Source organism: Kitasatospora sp. MMS16-BH015, assembly GCF_002943525.1.
GTDB lineage: Bacteria > Actinomycetota > Actinomycetes > Streptomycetales > Streptomycetaceae > Kitasatospora.
The window spans coordinates 4,573,975-4,595,280 of sequence record NZ_CP025394.1 but is presented as its reverse complement, the minus strand read 5'-3'; the positions used below and the strand labels follow the sequence as shown (position 1 = coordinate 4,595,280).

Here is a 21,306-nt window from a genome sequence, read left to right as displayed (position 1 = left end):
GACGGCCGGGACTCCCCCGGTGAGCAGGACGTCCACGGTCGCTCCTCGTTCAGGAGGGGTTGCACTGGTCCGGGTGGTTCTCGATCAGCCGACCCGGAGCTTGATCTGGTGGTTGTGCTCGGCGTGGCTCGAGACCACGGCGCCGATCTCCTCACCCACCCCGGGCCACTGCTCCGGAGGAATCGGGTCCTGGTCGGGGTGGTACGAGATCGCGTCGAGGACCGCGATGACTTCTGGTCGGCCCGGGAGGGCGACGAACATGCCGAAGGGGCGGACCGCGGCGATGCGGCCCGTCACCGGGTGACCGATCGGGAAATCGCGCTTCGCGGCTTCCCACTCTGCTGTGTCTGTCATCTGTGCCAGAACCTCGGGAATTTGTTCAGCTCTTCAAGTGCGGTGTTCGGAATGGGCACTTCGATGAGCGGGCCGCCCTCGTACTTCGCCTCGTACTGCTGGAACAGCCGATTGTATTCGGCCACCGGGATCTGGATCTCCATGACTCCCTCCCCGTAGTGCTTGGCGTACTTGTCGGCCAGCCCGCGCTCCTCCTTGGCGAAGTACGCCTTGCCGTCCATGTAGGGGTCGTGCGGACCGCCCGGGAAGTCGTCCTTCTGGTAACCGTTCCGGTACTGCTGCTCCCCCGTGCCCTTCTGCGGAGCCTTGAACAGCCGTACGACATCGCCGTCCGTGGCGTGGTCGTGCGGGGAGAGCCCGAGCGGGTCGCTGCGCAGGTGCGGATTGGTGACGTAGGTGTCGGGGTTGGGAGCGGGGAACAGGCCGAGCGGGTCGGGGCTGGTGTAGCGAGCGGTTTCCGGGTCGTAGTAGCGGTGCACGTTGTAGTGGAGCCGGGTCTCGGGGTCGAAGTACTGGCCGGGGAACCGGAGCGGTGTGTAGGTGGTGCTGTCCGTCGGCCAGGTGGTGTGCCCCCAGACGGTCGAGGTGGCACGCCAGGCGATGACTCCGGTGGCCGGGTCGACGAGTTCGGTCGGTGTGCCGATGAGGTCGGTGACGATGGCGAAGAAGCGGCGCTCGACCTCACTCTGGCCGTCCTCGGTCACCGTCGCGGTGGTGAGGGTTTCGGTCTGGGCGAGCGGCCGGAGACCGTCGTGGTCCCAGCTGAGGGTGTACGGCCCCGGCAGGTGGGGTGCTCGGGTGGTCTCCTCGGCGAGGTTGGCACCGTCCCAGGTGAAGTCGGTCTGTTCCTCGACCGTCGCGCCGTCCGCGCCCATGCGCTGCTTGGCGATCCGCCGACCGAGGGGGTCGTAACGGTAGCGCCACCGGGTGCCGTCAGGGGTGGTGACACCGGCGAGCCTATTCTCGCCGTCCCAGGAGTAGTGCCAGCTGTCCGGCTTGCGTGACAGTCGAGTGACCTGCCGCAGGGTGGTGCGCCCTGCGGCGTCGTGTTCGTAGCGGATCCGTCCGGCCGTGGTGAGTCGTGTGCCGAGGTAGGTACGCGCTCCCAGCGAGGCCCGTGTCCCCCGGGTGGCGGGCCAGTCAGCCTCGGTGAGGTTACCGACCGGATCATAGGCATAGGTCTCGGACCAGTCGGCGGCTCGGACCGCTGTGATGCGGTCGGCTGGGTCAAGCTCGAAGACACGCGGACCAGCCAGCAGGTCGTCGACACCGACTAGGTTGCCGTCCGCTCGGTAGGTGTACCCGCGCTGCTGTAGGACGGTGGACGGGGTGCTGAGGGTCTGTCCGGTGAGGCGGTGCCGGTCGTCCCAGACGCTGGTGAGAGTCAGGTGGTTCGCGATGGTGCGCTCGTGTTCGCGCCCGGCCTCGTCATAGGTGAAGCCGATGTCACCGCCCGAGGTACCGAGCGAGCTCGGCCGGCCGGCAGCATCGTAGGTCCAGGAGGTCCGGTGACCGGTCGGGGTACGGCGGCTGGTACGGCGACCGAGAACGTCGCGACCGAACGTGATGGTGCGTCCGTTGACACTCTCGGACAACAGGTTGCCGAGGACGTCCAGCGTGCGGATCAGTTCGGTGTCGGGGTCGACAGCTCCGATCAGGTTCCCGGTAGCGTCGTACCGGTAGAGGGTGGTACGACCGTCGGATTCCTTCGTGCTGGCCCGGCCGAGGGCGTCGTACGTGTACCGGATCTGCTCGCCCAGGGCGTTGGTGCGGGCGACTGCCTGGCCGGCCGCATCGAGTTGGTAGCTGACGGCTCGCCCGTCGAAGTCGGTCTCGCCGACGAGACGCCCGGCGCGGTCGTAGTCGTAGGTCCACTGTCGGCCGAGGGGGTCGGTCACGGTGGTGAGTTGCATGTGCGCGTCGTGGGCGAAGGTGTAGCGGGCGCCGTCGGGGGTGGTGCGGGCGGCGAGGGTCTCGAAGTGGGTGTACTCGTACGCGGCGACCCGCCCGAGTTGGTCGGTGTGGGCGATCATGTTGCCCTCACCGTCGTAAGCCCAGGTCTCGGTGGCACCGTCAGCGGTGGTGCGGGACGAGAGACGCCCCTCAGAGGTCCAGCCCAGCTTCGTGGTAGCACCCATCGGATCGACAACGGCAGTGGTGCGGCCGAAGGCGTCGCGCTGGTAGCGGGTGACGGAGCCGGTGGGGTCGGTGATCTCGACGGGGAGGCCGGCCGGGTTGCAGCGGATCCGGGTGGTGTGGCCGAGGGCGTCGGTGACGGTGGCGAGGTGGCCGTGGTCGTCGTAGGTGTAGTGGGTGGTGGCGCCGAGGGGGTTGGTGAGGGCTGTGCGGAGGCCGTTCTCGTCGTAGGTCTGGTGCCAGGTGGCGCCGCCGGGTTCGGTGATCTCGGTGGGCAGGCTGAGGTGGTCGAGGTAGGTGGCGGTGGCCTGTTCGCCGTCGGGGCGGGTGATGGTGATCAGGTCGCCGGCGCCGTCGTAGGTGTAGCGGGTGGTGCGGCCGAGGGGGTCGGTCTCGCTCAACAGGCGGTCGTAGTCGTCGCGTTCGTAGCTGGTGGTGTGGCCCAAGGCGTCGGTGACGGCGGTGACTTGGGCGTGGTGGTTGATCAGGTAGGTAGTGGTGTGGCCGAGGGCGTTGGTCTCGGTGTGGGTGCGCAGGCCGGTGGCCGGGTCGGGGTCGGCGTAGGTGAAGGTGAAGCGGAGGGCGCCGGTGGTGCCGCCTTCGTCGGTGACGCGGTCGAAGGGGTCGTAGGTGTACCGGTACTGGGAGTTGTTGCGGTCGGTCCAGGAGAGGATGCGGCCTGCGGTGTCGTTGGCGAAGCGCATGGGCTTGCCGGAGGAGTTGTAGACGGCGGTGAGGTGGCCGTCGGTGTAGCCGTAGCGCATGAGCATCACGTCGCCGTCGGGGGTGGCCAGGCGGAGGGCGGTGATGCGGGTGTGTTCGACGGTGACGTTCAGGCGGTAGCCGCCGGAGTGGGTGATGGCGAGTGGGGTGCCGTCGGGGTCGTAGGTGAGGGTGTAGTGGCGGCCGTGGCGGTCGCGGACGGTGGTGAGGAGGGCCTCGGTGCCGTCGGGGGTGGGGGTGAATTCCTTGACCAGGCCGGTGGCGGGGTCGGTGACGGTGAACGTGTCGTCGGTGCGGTCGAGTTGGTGGCGGGAGCCGGCCGAGGCGAGGACCGGGTCGCCGGGTTCGGGGTGGGGGTAGGCCTGGGTGATGCGGTCGGGGCGGATGTGGACGACGCCGGCCTCGTCGAGTTCGAGGCGTTCGTCGAAGGGGCAGAGCCATTTGGTGCCCATCCAGCGGCCGGTGCGCAGGCCGGATTCGAAGCTGCGGGTGAAGTGGAGCGGCAGCGAGCCGGGCAGTGAGGCGTCGGTCTGGTCGATGAACATCCGGCCGGTGGCGATGTCGACGGGCTCGCCGGGGCATTTGCGGGAGGTGTGGTCGCGGCCCTCGGTGCGGGGGTCCTTGACCTGGTCGCGGCCGCGGCCCTTGGGGTGGTCGTGGCCCTTCGGGCCCGTGCCACCGCCCGAGCGGGGGTGGGGGACGCCCTTGGTGTCGTGTTCGAAGGTCTTGGCGAGGTCCTTGGCGTGTTTCTCCTCGACCTCGCGGACGTTGGCGGCGACCTTCTTCAGGTTCTGGCCGGCGGAGTGGTAGAGGTCCTTGACGGCCTTGCCGGCGTCCTTGGCGATGGCCGTGCCGATCTTCTCCGCCGCGTGTTCGAGTGCTTTGACGATCTGGTTGCTCATCCGAAGCCCACCCCCGTGGTCGTACGTACGGACGACCGTAGCCCGGGGCGGCGACAGGAGGGCCGGGAATCGAGAACTGCCCGGGTATTTCGGAGTTCTCGGAGGCCGATAGCCTGGCGGGCTGGTGACCGGTACGGCCGAGAAACGGGAGTTCTGATGGCACGTCGGGGGATGGCGGTTGCGGCCGGGGTGTTGCTGGCAGCCGTGGGGGTGGTCGGGTGCGGGCCGGAGAAGGGCAGCTCCCAGGCCGGGCCGGCTCCGGTGGCCACGGTGACGGTGACGGCCGCGCCGACGGCCCCGGCGGTACCCACCGCCACGGGGACGCCGGCGCCGGTGCCGGGGAAGTCGCAGGCGGCCGGGGACGCGCCCGGGGTGAGTTGTACGGAGCCGACGGTGAAGGCCGGGGACAAGGTGGTGATCCCGGGGGCGCGGCCGAAGCAGGCGATCATGTTCGCGAAGGTGGCGCAGTTCGCGTGTGACCCCGGGGGCGGGCACTTCGTGGGGGACAAGGCCCCGGAGACCTTCCAGTTCGCAGCGGGGGCCAAGGCGCAGCTGGTGCTGGACGACGGGACGTACCGGGACGTGCTGGTCGGGGACCTGTGGGTACACATCGGGGACTGCCTGGACGGCGGGGCGAACGTGCAGCCGCCGTTGAGCTGCTCGAACTTCCCGGCGTACGAGATCACCCAGAACGCGAAGGGCGAGATCACCGCGATCAAGGAGCTGTGGCACTCCTGACCGCCGGGGCCACTGGTGACCCTATACCGGCTGGGGGTATCGTCGAGCGGAACGGACCACGGCACGGGAACAGCACGGGAACGGCACGGGAGGCGAGGCATGGCACGCGAACGACGCGCCCTCACCCGGCTTTACGTGCTCTGCGCCGTGCTGGCCGGGCTGTTCCTGATGCACGGGAGCCCCGCCTCGGCCGCCTCCGGCTGCCATCGGACGAGCGCGGAGACGGTGCGGAGCATGCCGCACCACGCCATGGTCGCCGACCGGTCGACCGAGGGCCCGGAGGCCGCGCCCGGCGAGGGCGGGCACGGGCACGCCGGGGAGGTCTGCCTGGCCACGCCCGGTCGGGACGGGCAGCCGGTGGCCACGCCCGGCCCCGCGCCGATCACCGTGCCCGCAGCGCTGCCCGCGCTGGGCGGCGGTGCGGTGGTGGACGGCGCCGAGGGGTCGCGGGCCCCGCCCGAAGACCTGCTGCTCAAGGTGTGCGTCGCGCGGACGTGATCGGGCCCGCCCGGGCCCCAGTGGGGTTCGGGTCACGCGTCCCCGTTCACCGCACGCACACCCCTGAGGATCCACCATGCGTAAGCCAGTTCGCCGTACCCTGACCAGCCTCGCCGCCACCACCGCTCTCGCCCTGACCCTCGCCGCCTGCGGCTCCGGCGGCAGCGGCAGCGGCAGCGGCGACAGCAAGGCCGACATGGGCGGCATGCCCGGCATGAGCACCAGCAGCGGCGCGAGCAACAGCGCCACCCACGACATGAGCGCGATGGGCGGCAACGCCACCGACGGTGACGGCCTGGCCGCCGAGCAGGCCGGCTACCGGCTGGACCCGATCGGCGGGCTGCCCGCCGCCGGAACGCCGGGCGCGTTCACGTTCAGGATCACCGCTCCGGGCGGCGCCCCGCTGACCGCCTTCACCGCCGAGCAGACCAAGGACCTGCACTTCTACGCGGTGCGCTCGGACCTCTCCGGCTTCCAGCACCTGCACCCGACCATGGCCGCCGACGGCACCTGGACGGCCCCGCTGGCCGCGCTCCGGCCCGGCGCCTGGCGGGTCTACACCCAGCTGACCCCGGCCGAGGGGCCGGGCAAGGGCACCATGATGGTGCTGAGCCGGCCGCTGACCGTGCCGGGGCAGGCGGCGGACACCCCCCTGCCGGCCGCCGCGGAGAGCACCACCGTGGACGGGTACACCGTGACGGTGGCGGGCAAGCCGGTCGCGGGGCAGGCGGTGCCGCTCACCGTGACGGTGAGCAAGGACGGCAGGCCGGTCACCGACCTCCAGCCGTACCTGGACACCTACGCCCACCTGACCGCCTTCCACGCGGGTGACCAGGCCTTCGCCCACCTGCACCCGCAGACGCCGGTCGGCACCGGCACCGGCACCGGCGGCCCGAGCCTGCCGTTCCACGCCGAGCTGCCGAAGGCCGGTGACTGGCGGCTGTTCCTGCAGTTCCAGACCGCCGGCACCCTGCACACCGCCGCCCTCACCCTCAAGGTGAGCTGACCCCTGGGCCGTGAACCGGCCCACCCCTGGAACGGCACCGCCCGGCCCGCGGGCGGAGCCGTTCGAACGGCGTGCGGGAAGATGGACGGGTGACCACCTCTTCGCCCCGCACCCGCCTGATCGCCACCGACCTCGACGGCACGCTGCTCTGCGCGGGCGGCACCGTCTCCGACCGCACCGCCGCCGCCCTGGCGGCGGCCGAAGCGGCGGGCATCCAGGTGGTCTTCGTGACCGGCCGCCCACCGCGCTGGATGCAGCAGGTCAGCCCGCACATCGGCGGCCACGGCGTGGCGATCTGCTCCAACGGCGGGGCGATCGTGGACGTGCGGCGCGGCGAGCTGCTGGAGAGCTTCCCGCTGACGGCCGGGGCCGTGCTGGCCATCGTGACCGCCATGCGCGCCGAACTGCCGGGCGTCTCCTTCGCGTTCGAGCACCCGCAGGGCTGGGCGCGGGAGCCGGAGTACGAGCTGCGGATGTGGGGCGACGACGTGGAGCACGAGGTCGCCCCGGCCGAGGAGCTGATCGCCGACGGGCGGGTGGCCGGGCTGTTCAAGGTGCTCGCCAAGCACCCCACCCTCGACCCGGACACCTTCCTGGCCGAGGCCCGCCGGGCGGCCGGCCACCTGGCCGAGATCACTCGCTCGGCGCCGGTGGCGATGGTCGAGATCAGCGCACTCGGCGTCACCAAGGCCAGCACGCTGGAGAGTTGGTGCCGCGAGCAGGGCATCGACCGCACCGAGGTGGTGGCCTTCGGCGACATGCCCAACGACCTGGAGATGCTCGCCTGGGCCGGCCACTCCTACGCCGTGGCCAACGCCCACCCCGAGGTGCTGGCCGCCGTCTCCCGGCACACCGTCAGCAACGACAAGGACGGCGTGGCGGCGGTGGTCGAGCAGCTCCTCGCGGAGCTGTAGGGCTACAGCCGGGCGGACCAGCGGACGCGGGTGCCCTTGCCGTACGGGCCGGGCTCGTGCCAGGCGTCGCCGCCGAGGGCCTCGGCACGGCGGGTGAGGTTGAGCAGGCCGCTGCGCCGGCCGCCGTCCGGGATGCCGACGCCGTCGTCGGTGACGGTGAGCAGGACGCCCGGGCGGCCGGCCCGGTCGATGGACTCCGGGTCACCGGGGACGGGGTGGCCGTCGGCGTCCAGGTGGACGGTGGCGTCCACGTCCACGCCGACCCGGGAGGCGCGGGCGTGCCGGGCCGTGTTGGAGAGCATCTCCCGCAGGGCGGCCAGGAGTTGGCGGCCGGTCTTCTCGCCGACCAGGCTCTCCACCGGGCCGGTGAAGGTCATCGAGGGCTTGAAGCCGAGCGCGGCGGCCGCCTGGCTGCCCTCGCGCAGCACCCGGGTGCGCAGGGTGTCGGGCTCGTTGCCGGTGTCGTCGTGCTGGAGGGCGTAGATGGTGGTGCGCACCTCCTGGATGGTGGCGTCCAACTCGTCCACCGCCTTGGCGATCCCGGTCCGCACCTCGGGGACGACGGCCCGCCGGGCCGCACTCTCCATCATCATCCCGGTGGCGAACAGCCGTTGGATGACCAGGTCGTGGAGGTCGCGGGCGATCCGGTCGCGGTCCTGGAAGACGGCCAGGCGCTGCTGGTCGCGCTGGCCCTCGGCAAGGCGCAGGGCCAGCGCGGACTGCGAGGCGAAGGTCTCGGCGAGCTGCTTCTCGGCCTCCATGAACGGCGCGGCGCCTTTGGCCCGCCAGACCACCAGCCCGCCCAGCACCCGGCCGGCGGCGATCATCGGTACCGCCATCGAGGGCCCGAAGCTGCGGGCCAGCCGCAGCACCACGGTCGGGTCGGTGGACATGTCGTCCAGGTAGGCGCTCTCGCCCTCGAGGAGCTTGGCCGCGAAGCCGGAGCGCGGCATCAGCTCCCCGGTGACGAACTCGGCGGCCTCGCCCGAGGCGTGGGCCACCCGCATCTGCCCGTCGCCGGTGGGCAGCAGGATCATGCCGAGCGCCGCGCCCGCCAACTCCCGTACCTGCTCGGCCGCCACGGTGAGCGCCACCTGCGCCTCGTCGGTGGAGAGCAGCGCGGTGGTGACGGCGGCGGCCCCGGCGATCCAGCGCTCGCGGCGCAGACCCTCCTCGTACAGCCGGGAGTTCTCGATCGCCACGCCCGCCGCCGCCGCCAGCGCGTGCACCACCTGCTCGTCCTCGGGGGTGAACGGGCCGCCGGTCTGCTTCTCGGTCAGGTAGATGTTGCCGAAGACCTCGTCGCGGATCCGGATCGGCTCGCCCAGGAAGGACTTCATCGGCGGGTGGTGCGGCGGGAAGCCGCTGGAGCGCGGGTCGGCGGCCAGATCGGCCAGCCGGAGCGCCTCCGGGTGGTCGATCAGTACGCCCAGGATGCCCCGCCCGGCGGGGAGTTCGCCGATCCGGGCGGCCGTCTCGTCGTCCACCCCGATGTGGATGAAGTCGGAGAGCCCGTCGGTGTGCGGGGAGATCACCCCGATCGCGGCGTACCGGGCGTCCACCAACTCGGCGGCGGCGTGCGCGATCCGCTGCAGGGTGGCGTGCAGGTCGAGCCCGGCGCCGACCGAGACCACCGCCTCGAGGAGCCGCTGCATCCGGTCGGTGACGGCGGCGGCCGACTGGAGGCGTTCGGAGACCTCGGTGACCAGGGTGTCCAGGCCGAGCGAAGCGATCTCCGGCACGCGGTGGGGAGGTTGGTCCTGGGAAATCTCCATGGGATGAGCCTAGTTTGTCCGGGTTTACGAGACGGGGCAGGCGGCGGGCGACGGCATGTCGAACGGCACCGGAGCGGGGGCCGGCAGCAGGGCGTCGGCCTGCCGCTCGCGGGCCAGCAGGACGGCCAGCCGTCCGTCCGGGCGGTCGGCCAGCTCGCGCCAGCCGCCGCGCTCGACCACCCGGCCCCGGTCGAGCACCAGCACCTCGTCCACCGTGCTCTCGCTCAGGCCCGCCAGCCGGTGGGTGATCAGCAGGGTGGTGCGGCCCTCGGTGGCGGCCAGCAGGTCGGCGGTGAGGGCGTCGGCGGTGGGCAGGTCGAGGTGCTCGGCGGGCTCGTCCAGCACCAGCACGGGGAAGTCGGCCAGCAGCGCGCGGGCCAGCGCGAGGCGCTGGCGCTGGCCGCCGGAGAGGCGGGCGCCGTGCTCGCCGACCATGGTGTCCAGGCCCTCGGGCAGGGTCTGGACCCAGTCGAGCAGCCGGGCCCGGGCCAGCGCCCCGCGCAGCTCGGCCTCCTCGGCCTCGGGGCGGGCGAGCCGCAGGTTCTCCCGCAGCGAGCTGTCGAAGACGTGCGCGTCCTGGGCGCAGAGGCCGATGATCCGGCGCACCCGGTCCGAATCCATCGCCCGGCTGTCCACAGCCTGTGGAGAAGGCCCGAAGGTCACGCTGCCGGCGCTCTGGTCCAGGAAGCGGAGCAGCACCTGGGCCAGCGTGGACTTGCCCGAGCCGGACGGGCCGACCACCGCGATCCGGCGGCCGGGGGTGAGGTCGAGGTCGACCCCGCTCAGCGCGTCCGCCGCCTGGCCCGGCCAGCGGGCGGTCAGGCCCCGGACGGTGACCGGCAGCTGGGCCGTCGGCTCGACCGGCTCGGCCGGCTCCGCCACCGGAGGCTCGGCCGCCAGCAGCTCGGCGAGGCGGGCCTGGGCGGCCCGGCTGCGCTCGCGCTCCCGGACGGCGGTGGGCATCCCGGCCACCGCCTCGAAGGCGGCCAGCGGCAGCAGCACCACCAGCGCCAGGCAGACGCCCGGCAGCGCACCGCTCGCCACCCCGTGCACCCCGACGGCGGCCGCAGCCGTCACGGTGAGGCCGGTGACCAACGCCGTCAGCCCGGCCGCGAGCGCGGCCGTGGCGGCCGAACGGGAGGCCAGCGCGGTCAGCCGACCGTCGGCCCGGCGGGTCGCGGCCAGCCGGGCCGGCAGCGCACCGGCCACGGTCAGCTCGGCGGTACCGGTGAGGGTGTCCACCACGGCGGTGGCCAGCTCACCCCGGGCCGGGGCCTGCTGACGCTCCGTCGCACCCGAGATCCGCACCGCTAGGGCCGGCACTGCCGCCCCCGCCAGCAGCAGCCCGACCGCGAGCAGCACCCCCGCGAGCGGCGAGAACGCCGCCAGCGCAGCGGCCGACCCGAGCGAGACCACCACCGCCACGGCGGCCGGCAGCCGCCAGCGCAGGTGGTGGTCCTGCACCGCGTCCACGTCCGCCACCAGCCGGGAGAGCAGATCACCCCGCCGGTACGCGGGCAGCCCGGCGGGCGCCAGCCGCTCCAACCGGCGGTACACCGCCGTCCGCACCCCGCCGAGGGCCCGGAGCACCCGGTCGTGCGAGACGAGTCGCTCGGCGTACCGGAACACACTGCGGCCGATCCCGAAGGCCCGCACCGAGGTGACGGCCATCATCAGGTACAGCACGGGGGGCATCTGCGAGGCGTACGAGATCAGCCAGCCGGACGTACCCAGCAGCGCGACCGCGCACCCGAGGGCGAGGGACCCGAGGAGCACCGGCAAGGCCAAGTGGGGCGTTTCGTATGGGGGGCGCGGGGAACTGCGCTGCCAACCATCTGCGGCCTGAGGCCTATCGCTGCGCGCAGTTCCCCGCGCCCCTGGATAGTGCAACTGGTCCTCTGCGGCGAGAATCCGGTCGGCTTCTTCCGAGATCGCGCAGTTCCCCGCGCCCCTGAATGGTGCAACGTCCCAATGAGCGTCAGCTGCGGCCAGGACAGCCGGGCGGTGGGCAACCACCAGGACAGTCCTGCCCGACAGCGCGCGGACTGCCTCGACGACGGCTGCCTCGCTCGCGCCGTCGAGGTTGGCGGTGGGTTCGTCAAGTAGCACGAGGGGGCGGTCGGTGAGGAGGGCGCGGGCCAGGGCGAGGCGTTGGCGCTGGCCGGCCGAGAGGCCGGTGCCGCCCTCGCCGAGGAGGCGGTCGGGGGCGGCGAAGTCGGTGGCGTGGGCGGCGGCCAGGGCGGCGTGGAGTTCGGCGTCGGTGGCCTCGGGGCGGGCCAGGCGGACGTTCTCGGCGATGGTGCCGGCGAAGAGGTGGGGGTGCTGCGGGACCCAGGCGATCTGGCTGCGCCAGGTGGCCGGGTCGAGCTCGGCGAGGTCGTAGCTGGCCTCGGGGGTGACCACCCGGACCTGGCCGGCGGTGGGTGGGGTGAAGCCGAGCAGGACGGAGAGCAGGGTGGACTTGCCGGCTCCGCTCGGGCCGGTCAGGGCGGTGGTGCGGCCGGGTTCCAGGCGGAGCGAGAAGTCGGCGAGGGCCGGGACGGAACGGCCCGGCCGGAGCACCGTCAGCCCGTCCACCTCGATCGCCGCACCGGCCAGCACCGGCGCCGGCACGACACCGGCAACGGGCAACGGGACTTCGAGCACCTCGAAGATCCGCTCGGCCGCGCTCAGGCCCTCGACGCTGGAGTGGTAGAGCGCACCCACCTGCCGAAGCGGCAGGTAGACCTCGGGGGCGAGCACGAGGATCAGCAGGCCGGTCTCCAGGTCGAGCGAGCCGCCGACCAGCCGGAAGCCGATCGAGACCGCGACCAGGGCGACCGAGAGGGTGGCGAGCAGCTCGAGCGCGAAGGAGGAGACGAAGGCGATCCGCAGGGTCTTCAGGGTGGCCCGGCGGTAGTCGTCGGTGATCCGGGCGATGGTGGCGGCCTGGGCCTTGGCCCGGTTGAAGACCTTGAGGGTGGGCAGGCCAGCCACCACGTCGAGGAAGTGGTGGGAGAGCCGGGCCAGGGTGCGCCACTGGCGGTCCATCCGGCTCTGGGTGGCCAGGCCGATCAGGATCATGAAGAGCGGGATCAGCGGCAGGGTACCGGCGATGATCGCGGCCGACTCCCAGTCGGCCCCGACGATCCGGGCCAGCAGGACGACCGGCACCACCACGGCCAGCGCCAGCTGCGGGAGGTAGCGGGCGAAGTAGTCGTCCAGCGCGTCCACGCCGCGGGTGGCCAGCGTGGTCAGTTCGCCGGTGCGCGCCGAGGAGAGCGGGCCCAGGGCGGTGGCGTGGTCGAGCAGCCGCCCGCGCAGTTCGGACTTCACCCGGGCCACCGAGCGGTGGGCGGCCAGCTCGGTGAGCCAGGCGACCAGCGCCCGGCCGCAGGCGACCAGGGCCAGCCCCAGCAGCGGGCCGGTGAGCCCGTACTGCTGCCGCTGGAAGGCCCGCACCACGATCTCCGCGATCAGCGAGGCCTGCGCGACGACCAGCGCCGCGCCCGCCCCGCCGAGCAGGACGGACGCGGCGAGGAAGCCCCGGGTGGCCCGCGCGTGGCGGAGCAGTCTGGGGTCGACGGGCTTCATCAGTGGGCCTGGGTCGGCGTCGCCGGGATGTTCTGCACGCCGATCCGGCGGCGGAAGACCCAGTAGGTCCAGCCCTGGTAGAGCAGCACGATCGGGGTGAAGACCGCGGCCACGATGGTCATCAGCTTCAGCGTGTACGGCGAGGAGGCGGCGTTGGCGGCGGTCAGCGACCAGTCCTCGTTGAGGGTGGAGGGCATCACGTCGGGGAAGAGCGCCAGGAAGAGCATCGCGACCGCTGCCGCGATGGTCAGCCCGGAGAGGCCGAAGGACCAGCCCTCGCGGCCGAGCTGGTTGGCCACCAGCGCACCGACCAGGGCGAGCACCGCGACGATCATGGCGGCCAGGCTCCAGCCGTCGCCCTGGTGGGCCTGGGTCCAGCTCAGGAAGACCAGGGCCAGCACGGCGGTCACCAGGCCGAGCTGCCGGGCCACGGTACGTGCTCGGAGCCGGATGTCGCCGTTGGTCTTGAGCGAGGCGAAGACCGCGCCGTGGAAGGTGAACAGCGCCAGGGTGACCAGCCCGCCGAGGATCGCGTACGGGTTGAGCAGGTCCCAGAAGCTGCCCACGTAGTTCTTCTGCGCGTCGATGTCCACGCCGTGCACGATGTTGGCGAAGGCCACGCCCCAGAGGAAGGCGGGCAGCAGGGAGGTCCAGAAGATGGCCTCCTCCCAGTTCCGCTGCCAGCGCGCGCCGTCCCGCTTGGCCCGGTACTCGAAGGCCACGCCGCGGACGATCAGGCAGACCAGGATGATCAGCAGCGGCAGGTAGAAGCCGCTGAAGAGGGTGGCGTACCAGTCCGGGAAGGCGGCGAAGGTGGCGCCGCCGGCGGTGAGCAGCCAGACCTCGTTGCCGTCCCAGACCGGGCCGATGGTGTTGATCAGGACGCGGCGCTCGGCGGTGTCCCGGGCCAGCAGCTTGGTGAGCACCCCGATGCCGAAGTCGAAGCCCTCGAGGAAGAAGTAGCCGATCCAGAGGACGGCGATCAGGACGAACCAGAGGTCGTGGAGTTGCATCGTGAGTCCCCGTCAGTAGGCGAAGGCGAGGGGCTTGTCGGCGTCCTCGTCGGAGGACGGCCCGCGCAGGGTCGGGTCCTTGGCCGGGGGCTGCTCGGCGGTGTTGGGGCCGGCGTTGGCGTACTTGGCCAGCAGCCGCACCTCGATCACCGCGAGGATCGCGTAGAGCGTGGTGAAGGTGGTGAGCGCGATCACCTGGGTGGTGATGCCGACGTTCGGCGAGACGGCGCTCGAGGTCTTCATCAGGCCGAAGACGGCCCAGGGCTGGCGGCCCATCTCGGTGAAGATCCAGCCGAAGCTGTTGGCGATCAGCGGGAAGCCCATGGTGAGGATGCCGATCCGCCAGCTCCACTTGGTGAAGAAGATGCTCATCTCGCGGTTCTTGGTGAGCATCAGCTTGGGGATGCCGTCCTCGCCGGCCCGGTGCTCGGGGGCCAGCCAGAACTTCCGCCGGGTGGTCCACAGGCCGACCAGCGCGGCCACGAAGGAGGTCATCCCGAAGCCGATCATGAGGCGGAAGCCCCAGTAGGTCACGAAGATGCTCGGGATGTAGTCGGTGGGCTGCCCCCCGTACTTGGCGGCCTCGGCGGCGGCGGTGTCGTTGATGCCGGGCACCGCGGAGGAGAAGTCGCTGTGCGCGAGGAAGGACAGTATCCCGGGGATCTCCAACTCCACCGAGTTGTGGCCCTTGTTGACGTCGCCGACGGCGAAGATGGAGAACGGCGCGGGGGACGAGGTGTCCCAGAGCGCCTCGGCGGCGGCCATCTTCATCGGCTGCTGCTCGAACATCACCTTGCCGAGGGTGTCGCCGCTGATCGCCACCCCGAGGCCGGCGATGCCGGCGATGGCCAGGCCGACCCGGAGCGAGGTGAGCATCGAGGCGGTCTTCTTCCTGTCCGGCTCGCCGTGCCGCTTGGCCCGCCACAGGTGCAGCGAGGCGATGCCGACCATGAAAGCGGCGCCGGTCAGGAAGGAGGCGGTCAGGGTGTGGAAGACCTGGACGAGGGTGGTGTTCTGGAAGAGCACCGCGCCGATGTCGGTGAGCTGGGCCTTCTTGGTGGCGGGGTCGATCGAGTAGCCGACCGGGTGCTGCATCCAGGAGTTGGCGGCCAGGATGAAGTACGCCGACAGCACGGTGCCGATCGCGACCATCCAGATGCAGGCGCAGTGGATCTTCTTGGGCAGCCGGTCCCAGCCGAAGATCCAGAGGCCGATGAAGGTGGATTCGAAGAAGAAGGCGATCAGCGCCTCCATCGCCAGCGGCGCTCCGAAGACGTCCCCGACGAACCGCGAGTAGTCCGACCAGTTCATGCCGAACTGGAACTCCTGGACGATGCCGGTGACGACACCCATCGCGATGTTGATCAGGAAGAGCTTGCCCCAGAACTTCGTGGCGTGGAAGTACTTCTCCTTGCCCGTCCGCACCCAGGCCGTCTCCAGCCCGGCCACGATGGCGGCCAGACTGATCGTCAAGGGGACGAAGAGGAAGTGGTAGACGGTGGTGATGCCGAACTGCCATCTCGCGATGGTCTCGTGAGCGACTGCTAGCTCCACTTCGCCCTCTCTTACTTATGCCGCATATCGGACATACGCATCTTTAGCACGCGGATCGATCAAAGACCCACAAGCTTGTCCGCTTGTGAACGTGAACACGTTCACAAGGGCATTCAACACCATGCCCCGGAGAGCTCGAACGGCGGGGGTGCTCGACTCGAACGGCAGCGCATCGCCGCAGGTCAGAGCCGTGCAACTCGCGAGAGGTAAGCGCCGGGTAGGTAAGAGCCTCAGCTCAGCGGGCGGCGGGCCTTCGGGATGAGCAGGCGGAAGGCGGCGCCCTGGCCCGGGGTGGAATCCAGGGTGAGCGAGCCGCCGTGGGCGTGGGCCAGGGCGGCCGCGATGGCCAGGCCGAGGCCGGCGCCGCCGCCCTCGTGGCGGCTGCGGGAGGGGTCGACCCGGTAGAACCGGTCGAAGACCCGGGCGGCCTGGTCCGGAGTCAGGCCCGGGCCGGAGTCGGCCACCTCCAGCAGGCAGCCGCCGGGGCCGGCGCCGACGCCGATCCGGACGGCGGTGCCGGGCGGGGTGTGCTTGACGGCGTTGCCGACCAGGTTGGTCACCACCTGGCGCAGCCGGGCCTCGTCGCCGAGCACCGGCGCGGCCTGCGGGGCGCCGCTGCCGAGCGGCCCGGTCAGCGCCACCGGGCGGCCGGGGTCGAGCGCGGTCAGGTCGTGCAGGGCGTCGGCGGCCAGCGTCCGCAGGTCCATCGGGGCCAGGTCGAGCGGGCGCTCCTCGTCGAGGCGGGCGAGAGTCAGCAGGTCCTCGACCAGGCCGCCCATCCGGACGGCCTCGCTCTCGATCCGCTGCATGGTGCGCTGCACCTCGGTCGGCCCGGCCAGCGCGCCCATCCGGTACAGCTCGGCGAAGCCCCGGATGCCGGCCAGCGGCGTCCGCAGCTCGTGCGAGGCGTCCGCGACGAAGCGCCGCATCCGCGCCTCCGACTCCGCCCGGGCGGCGAAGGCGGCCTCGATCTGGGTGAGCATCTCGTTGAGCGAGGCCGAGAGCCGGCCGACCTCCGTCCGCGGGGCCAGCTCCGGCATCCGGTGCGAGAGCCGGCCGGCCGCGATCAGCTCGGCGTCCTGCCCGATCCGGGCCAGCGGCCGCAGCCCGGCCCGCACCGCGAAGAAGCCGAGTCCGGCGATCAGCACCAGCACCACCCCGCCGATCACCAGGAAGGCGTTGCTCAGCTCCGCCACCGTGGAGTCCACGTCGTCCAGCGAGACGGCGGCCAGCAGATAGCTGGGGACGCCGGAGACGGAGAAGTCCGAGCGCTGCAGCGGGAGCACCACCACCCGCCAGTGGCCGTCGTGCCGCTCGTTCGGCAGGGTGAAGCCGGCTCCCACCTTGGCCACCAGCTGGGCCGGGGAGAGCTCGTCCAGATCGGGGCCCGGGTCGGCCTCGGCCGGCTGCCGCAGGGTCTGCTGCACCCGGCCGTCCACGTCCAGGTAGTCCACCAGGTACTGGCTGGGCAGCATCTGGCCCAGCCGCCGGACGTTCGGCCCCTGCCCCGGGGTACGGCTGGCACCCGGCGCCCGGCGCCCGAGCTGGACGGCGAAGCGCTTCAGCTGCCCGTCGGCCTGATCGACCAGCTGGCTGCGGACGGTGCCGAGCACCACCACGTCGCTCACGCCGAGGCCGATGGTCACCAGCGCCAGGGCGAGCACCAGCAGCCGCGCGCGCAGCGAGAGCCGGGCGGGCGACAGCCGGGAGAGGAGGTGGCGGCGCATCTCAGCCCTGCGGCGGCCGCCGCAGCGCGTACCCGATCCCGCGCACGGTGTGGATCAGCTTGGGGCCGTGCGCCGGGCCGGAGTCGAGCTTGCGGCGCAGGTAGGAGATGTACGACTCGACGATGGAGAGGTCGCCGCCGAAGTCGTAGGCCCAGACGTGGTCGAGGATCTGCGCCTTGGAGACCACCCGGCCCACGTTGGCCATCAGGTAGTGCAGCAGCTTGAACTCGGTGGGCGAGAGCGCCACCGGCTTCTCGGCCCGGGTCACCTCGTGGGCCAGCGGGTCGAGGGTGAGGTCGGCGACCACCAGTCGGCCGTCCTCGGCCGGGCCGCCGGCCCGGCGCAGGATCGCCCGGATCCGGGCGATCAGCTCCTCCAGGCTGAACGGCTTGGTCACGTAGTCGTCGGCGCCCGCCGCCAGGCCCTGCACCTTGTCGCCGGTGCCGTCCTTGGCGGTGAGCAGCAGCACCGGCACGTGCTCGGCGGCCTGCGGCCACTGGGTCTGCTCGCGCAGCCGCTCGACCACGGTGAAACCGTCCAGGTCGGGCAGCATCACATCGAGCACCACGAGGTCGGGCCGCTCGGCGGCCACCGAGGCCAGCGCCTCCTCGCCGGTGGCGGCGGAGGCCACCCGGAAGCCCGAGAAGCGCAGCGAGGCGGCCAGCAGCTCCCGGATGTTCGGCTCGTCGTCGACGACGAGCAGGTACGCCTCGCCGCCCGAGGCACCGCTCGCTGCGCCGCCCGCTGCCTGCGGTCCGCCCGACAACATCCCGTGCACGGCTGACCCGCCTCCCGGTCGTTCGTTTCCCATCCTCCAAGGACGATAGCCCGGGGAGGCTATGCCGGGTCGATGAAGACTGGATTAATCGGTCACAGCTCCATCAAGGTCCGAGGTCAGCCGGGCCTCGGCCGGGCCCCGCCACGGGTCCGGGCGGCGGGTTCAGGCGGCGGGTTCAGGCGGCGGCCGCGGCGGCCGTGGCGGCCGCGCCCTTGGCCCGGGCCCGCTTCGCGTAGAGCACCGTCCAGAGGACGAGCAGGCCGGTCACGCCGTAGCTGAGCACCGAGTTCAGGGTCACCATCGCCGAGGTGGAGAGGGTGTAGGAGAGCGCGATCCGCAGCGCGGCCTCGGCCAGGTAGGCCAGGCCCCACCCCAGGGTGAGGTTGCGCTGCACGGCGCGGAAGGTGGGGTACTGCCAGAGCGCGTTCCAGCGCTCGGCGCCCTCCTTCGTGCCGTCGGTGGCGAACTTGCGGCCGAAGTAGAACATCAGCGGCCGGGGCGCGGCCAGGGTGGCCAGGCAGACCACGCCGAACAGGCCCGTGACGAAGGAGTCCTTGACCAGCAGCAGGTGCGCGTCGTGCGGGCCGGCCAGCGAGACCACGATGGTCAGCACCAGGAAGACCAGGCTGATCACCGCGAACTCGTCCACCTTGCGGTGCCAGGCCAGGTAGATCAGCAGGTCGATCACCGGCCAGACCGCCGAGGCGAGCAGCGCGGTGAACTCGCCGTACCCGTGGTCGGTGAGCTGACCATACGTCACCACCGGGGCGATGACGTTGCAGACGATGGTGAGCGCCCAGCCGAGCGCGGCGGAACCGCCGCTCCTGCGGGCCGGAATCTGATCCGACACGACTTCCCCCGTTGATCTTCGAATACGCCAGGCGGGACAGTAGTGGATGACCACCGCGGGCCGCCATCAAACGGCGTACGCGGACGGTCGGCCCGGGGCGGCCGACCGTCCGCAGTCCGTGACGGACGGTCAGCCCTGCGGGGCGCCACCGCCGTTGCCACCACCACCGTTGCCGCCCGTACCGCCACCGCCCCGGCCGCCGCCGAAGCCGCCGCCGAAGCCGCCGGACGCGCCCTCCATCAGCTGGGTGGCGCTGTAGCCGCCGGAGGAGTCGGGGGTGCCGATCACGGTGACGCTCTGGCCGGGCTGCAGGTCGGTGACCTTGCCCTCCTTGTTGAGCTGCACCTTGGTCTGGTCGCCGGTGGTCACCTTCACGGTGTTGCCGTTGGCGTCGGTGAGGTAGACGGTGGTGCCGTCCACGCTCTTGACCGTGCCGCGGGTGAAGCCGCCGCCCTGGCCGCCACCGGTGCCACCGCCCTGGCGGCGGGTGCCGCCCTGACCGTAGCCGCCCTGACCGCCGCCACCGAAGCCCTGGCGGCCCTGGCCGGCGGCGCGGGTGGTGGTGGAGCCCTTGCCGTTGCCCTGCTCGTACCAGACGCCGCCGGCGAAGGAGACGGTGACGAGCACCGCCCCGGCCAGGGCGAGGGTGAGCCAGGGCAGCTTGCGGCGCGGCGGGGCGGCCAGCTCGGCGGTGATGTCGCGGGCGTCCGGCGCGGTGGCCAGCAGCTCCAGCTTCTTCGGGTCGTGTTCGGCGGACATGGTGACGTGCTCCTACTCGTGCCGGAGGGCTTCGATCGGGCGCAGCGAGGCGGCCCGGTTGGCGGGGTAGCTGCCGAAGAAGAGACCGATGGCCACCGCGATCGCGAAGGCCCCGAGCACCGACTCCGGGATGACCACCGGCTTGATGCCGACGATGCTGAAGTGCGAGCCGGCGATCCCGGCCAGCACGCCGAGCCCGGCCCCGATCACCGAGAGCAGGGTGGACTCGGTGAGGAACTGCCCGAGGATCACGCCTTTGGGCGCGCCGAGCGCCTTACGGATGCCGATCTCCCGGGTCCGCTCGGTGACGGTCACCAGCATGATGTTGGTGATGCCGATGCCGCCGACCAGCAGCGAGATCGCGGCCACCGCGCCGAGCAGCACCGTGAAGGTCTTGGTGGTGCTCTCCCGGGCGGTCAGCAGCGAGGCCTGGTTGCTCACCCGGAAGTCGAGCTTGGTCGGGTCGGCGATCGCGTGGGTGCCCATCAGCACCCGGGTGATGTCGCTCTGCGCCGCCGTGGTGGTGTCGGCCGAGGTGGCCTGCACCAGGATCTGGTTGACCGAACCGAAGCCGGTGAAGGCGTTCTGCACGGTGGGCAGCGGGGCGATCACCACGTCGTCCGGGTCGTTGAAGCCGGTGCTGCCCTTGGTCTGCAGCACCCCGACCACGGTGAACGGCGTGCCGCCCAGCACGATCTTCCTGCCGACCGGGTCCTCGGTGTCGAAGAGTTGGGAGGCGGTGGTGGAGCCGATCACGGCCACCTTGCGGGAGTTCAGCACGTCGTCGTTGCTGAAGTAGTCGCCCTTGGCCACCTTCTGGTTGGCGGTCTCGAAGTACGCCGGGTAGGTGCCGACCACCTGGCCGGGGGTGTACGAGATGTTGCCGTACAGCGCGGTGGCCGAGGTGGTGACCACCGGGGCGACCGACTTGATCGCGTTCCCCTGGGTGTCGGTGGCCAGCGCCTTGGCGTCGGCCACGGTGAGCTTCTTCGCCACCCCGCCGGTGCCGCGCAGCGAACTGGAGGAGACGGTCAGCGAGTTGGTGCCCAGCGAGGTGATCGAGTTCTTCACCGCGGTGGAGGAGCCGTTGCCGACGGCGAGCAGCAGGATCACCGAGGCGACACCGATCAGCACGCCGAGCATGGTGAGCGCGGAGCGCACCTTGTTGGCCGCCAGGCCGCCGAGGGCGAAGCGGAGCATCTGCCAGAGGATCACGTGCGCACCCCATCGAGGTCATGGGCGCGGAGCGCCGGCGGCGGGCCCTGCACGGGCGCCTGCCGGAGGTCCTGGACGATCGCGCCGTCGACCAGCCGGATCACCCGCTTGGCGTGGCGGGCGACTTCGTCCTCGTGCGTGATCAGCACCACGGTGCGGCCGGTCGCGTTGAGCCTGTCGATGATCGACAGCACCTCCTCGGTGGAGCGGCTGTCCAGGTTGCCGGTCGGCTCGTCGGCCAGCAGCATCGCCGGGGCGGTGACCAACGCCCTTGCCACGGCGACGCGTTGCTGCTGTCCTCCGGAGAGCTCGTTGGGCTTGTGCCCGGCCCGGTCGGCCAGGCCGACCAGGTCGAGCGCGGCCAGCGCCCGCTCGCGCCGCTCGGCCGCGCGCACGCCGGCGTAGGCCAGCGGGAGCTCCACCTGGGCCAGCGCGGTAGTGCGCGGCACCAGGTTGAAGGACTGGAAGATGAAGCCGATCTTGCGGTTGCGCACCAGCGAGAGCTGGCCCTCGTCCAGGTGGCCGACGTCGATGCCGTCCAGCAGGTACCGGCCGGCAGTGGGCACGTCCAGGCAGCCGAGGATGTTCATCAGGGTCGACTTGCCGGAGCCCGAGCTGCCCATCACCGCGACGAAGTCGCCCTGCTCGATGTCCAGGCTGACGCCCAGCGGGGCCCCGGTGGCCGGATCGGCCGGGCCGCGCAGCGCGTGCACGGTGGCGTCCCCGTGCCCGTACGCCTTGGTGACCTGGCGGATCTGGATGACGGGCGGCTGCTTCTGCGACATCAACCG

The 21,306-nt window shown here is 71.8% G+C and carries 16 protein-coding genes; 4 read left to right on the top strand and 12 right to left on the bottom strand.

The features are described 5' to 3' along the window. Positions 1–84: 84 nt before the first annotated feature. Together CFP65_RS19835 and CFP65_RS42155 are read right to left on the bottom strand one after the other, a co-directional pair. Complete coding sequence (locus tag CFP65_RS19835) at positions 85–354, bottom strand: RNA-binding protein (protein ID WP_104817427.1); 270 nt, start codon at positions 352–354, stop codon at positions 85–87. Continuing rightward, positions 351–4,115 (bottom strand): DUF6531 domain-containing protein, encoded by a 3,765-nt coding sequence (locus tag CFP65_RS42155; RefSeq protein WP_104817426.1) that lies wholly within the window; start codon positions 4,113–4,115, stop codon positions 351–353. Before CFP65_RS42155 ends, CFP65_RS19835 begins: the two co-directional genes overlap by 4 nt. Positions 4,116–4,271: 156 nt before the next feature. On the opposite strand from CFP65_RS42155, the gene CFP65_RS19825 reads away from it, so the two are divergent. The 4 genes from CFP65_RS19825 to CFP65_RS19810 all read left to right on the top strand — a co-directional run bounded on the left by CFP65_RS19825 (position 4,272) and on the right by CFP65_RS19810 (position 7,271). Then, on the top strand, positions 4,272–4,853 hold the full coding sequence (locus tag CFP65_RS19825) for a hypothetical protein (RefSeq protein WP_158702264.1): 582 nt from the start codon (positions 4,272–4,274) through the stop codon (positions 4,851–4,853). Positions 4,854–4,952: 99 nt separating this feature from the next. Next, complete coding sequence (locus CFP65_RS19820) at positions 4,953–5,351, top strand: DUF6153 family protein (protein WP_104817424.1); 399 nt, start codon at positions 4,953–4,955, stop codon at positions 5,349–5,351. A gap of 76 nt (positions 5,352–5,427) precedes the next feature. Then, positions 5,428–6,357, top strand: coding sequence for a hypothetical protein (locus CFP65_RS19815; protein WP_104817423.1), 930 nt, complete (start codon positions 5,428–5,430; stop codon positions 6,355–6,357). An 89-nt stretch (positions 6,358–6,446) separates the two neighbouring features. Further along, complete coding sequence (locus tag CFP65_RS19810; RefSeq protein WP_104817422.1) at positions 6,447–7,271, top strand: HAD family hydrolase; 825 nt, start codon at positions 6,447–6,449, stop codon at positions 7,269–7,271. A 2-nt stretch (positions 7,272–7,273) separates the two neighbouring features. Here the strand turns inward: CFP65_RS19810 and CFP65_RS19805 are convergent, their stop codons facing one another. The 10 genes from CFP65_RS19805 to CFP65_RS19760 all read right to left on the bottom strand — a co-directional run bounded on the left by CFP65_RS19805 (position 7,274) and on the right by CFP65_RS19760 (position 21,300). Further along, complete coding sequence (locus CFP65_RS19805) at positions 7,274–9,046, bottom strand: GAF domain-containing protein (protein WP_104817421.1); 1,773 nt, start codon at positions 9,044–9,046, stop codon at positions 7,274–7,276. Positions 9,047–9,070: 24 nt separating this feature from the next. After that, complete coding sequence (gene cydD / locus CFP65_RS19800) at positions 9,071–12,619, bottom strand: thiol reductant ABC exporter subunit CydD (protein WP_104817420.1); 3,549 nt, start codon at positions 12,617–12,619, stop codon at positions 9,071–9,073. Next, positions 12,619–13,632: a cytochrome d ubiquinol oxidase subunit II gene (gene cydB, locus CFP65_RS19795; RefSeq protein ID WP_104817419.1), complete on the bottom strand. Its 1,014-nt coding sequence runs from the start codon at positions 13,630–13,632 to the stop codon at positions 12,619–12,621. The genes cydD and cydB overlap by 1 nt, the downstream gene beginning before the upstream one ends. A 12-nt stretch (positions 13,633–13,644) precedes the next feature. After that, a complete protein-coding gene (locus CFP65_RS19790) occupies positions 13,645–15,186 on the bottom strand; it encodes a cytochrome ubiquinol oxidase subunit I (protein ID WP_104817418.1) in 1,542 nt (513 codons plus the stop codon). A 230-nt stretch (positions 15,187–15,416) separates the two neighbouring features. Continuing rightward, entirely contained in the window at positions 15,417–16,913 is a 1,497-nt protein-coding gene (locus CFP65_RS19785) for a cell wall metabolism sensor histidine kinase WalK (protein ID WP_104817417.1), read from the bottom strand. A 1-nt stretch (position 16,914) separates the two neighbouring features. Further along, positions 16,915–17,682 carry a response regulator transcription factor gene (locus CFP65_RS19780; RefSeq protein ID WP_104817416.1) on the bottom strand — a complete coding sequence of 256 codons (768 nt, stop codon included), beginning with the start codon at positions 17,680–17,682 and terminating at the stop codon, positions 16,915–16,917. Between the two features lie 184 nt (positions 17,683–17,866). Next, positions 17,867–18,541 carry a VC0807 family protein gene (locus CFP65_RS19775; protein ID WP_254552473.1) on the bottom strand — a complete coding sequence of 225 codons (675 nt, stop codon included), beginning with the start codon at positions 18,539–18,541 and terminating at the stop codon, positions 17,867–17,869. Between the two features lie 129 nt (positions 18,542–18,670). Continuing rightward, entirely contained in the window at positions 18,671–19,300 is a 630-nt protein-coding gene (locus tag CFP65_RS39075) for a DUF5666 domain-containing protein (protein ID WP_158702263.1), read from the bottom strand. Between the two features lie 12 nt (positions 19,301–19,312). After that, positions 19,313–20,515 carry an ABC transporter permease gene (locus CFP65_RS19765; protein WP_104817414.1) on the bottom strand — a complete coding sequence of 401 codons (1,203 nt, stop codon included), beginning with the start codon at positions 20,513–20,515 and terminating at the stop codon, positions 19,313–19,315. Then, on the bottom strand, positions 20,512–21,300 hold the full coding sequence (locus CFP65_RS19760; protein ID WP_104817413.1) for an ABC transporter ATP-binding protein: 789 nt from the start codon (positions 21,298–21,300) through the stop codon (positions 20,512–20,514). Before CFP65_RS19760 ends, CFP65_RS19765 begins: the two co-directional genes overlap by 4 nt. Positions 21,301–21,306 lie beyond the last annotated feature (6 nt).

Bases quoted from the DNA above. Each gene is read 5' to 3' on its own strand.
- CFP65_RS19835 (WP_104817427.1), bottom strand. From the start codon at position 354: ATGACAGACACAGCAGAGTGGGAAGCCGCGAAGCGCGATTTCCCGATC.
- CFP65_RS42155 (WP_104817426.1), bottom strand. From the start codon at position 4,115: ATGAGCAACCAGATCGTCAAAGCACTCGAACACGCGGCGGAGAAGATC.
- CFP65_RS19825 (WP_158702264.1), top strand. From the start codon at position 4,272: ATGGCACGTCGGGGGATGGCGGTTGCGGCCGGGGTGTTGCTGGCAGCC.
- CFP65_RS19820 (WP_104817424.1), top strand. From the start codon at position 4,953: ATGGCACGCGAACGACGCGCCCTCACCCGGCTTTACGTGCTCTGCGCC.
- CFP65_RS19815 (WP_104817423.1), top strand. From the start codon at position 5,428: ATGCGTAAGCCAGTTCGCCGTACCCTGACCAGCCTCGCCGCCACCACC.
- CFP65_RS19805 (WP_104817421.1), bottom strand. From the start codon at position 9,046: ATGGAGATTTCCCAGGACCAACCTCCCCACCGCGTGCCGGAGATCGCT.
- cydD (WP_104817420.1), bottom strand. From the start codon at position 12,619: ATGAAGCCCGTCGACCCCAGACTGCTCCGCCACGCGCGGGCCACCCGG.
- cydB (WP_104817419.1), bottom strand. From the start codon at position 13,632: ATGCAACTCCACGACCTCTGGTTCGTCCTGATCGCCGTCCTCTGGATC.
- CFP65_RS19785 (WP_104817417.1), bottom strand. From the start codon at position 16,913: ATGCGCCGCCACCTCCTCTCCCGGCTGTCGCCCGCCCGGCTCTCGCTG.
- CFP65_RS19780 (WP_104817416.1), bottom strand. From the start codon at position 17,682: ATGTTGTCGGGCGGACCGCAGGCAGCGGGCGGCGCAGCGAGCGGTGCC.
- CFP65_RS39075 (WP_158702263.1), bottom strand. From the start codon at position 19,300: ATGTCCGCCGAACACGACCCGAAGAAGCTGGAGCTGCTGGCCACCGCG.
- CFP65_RS19760 (WP_104817413.1), bottom strand. From the start codon at position 21,300: ATGTCGCAGAAGCAGCCGCCCGTCATCCAGATCCGCCAGGTCACCAAG.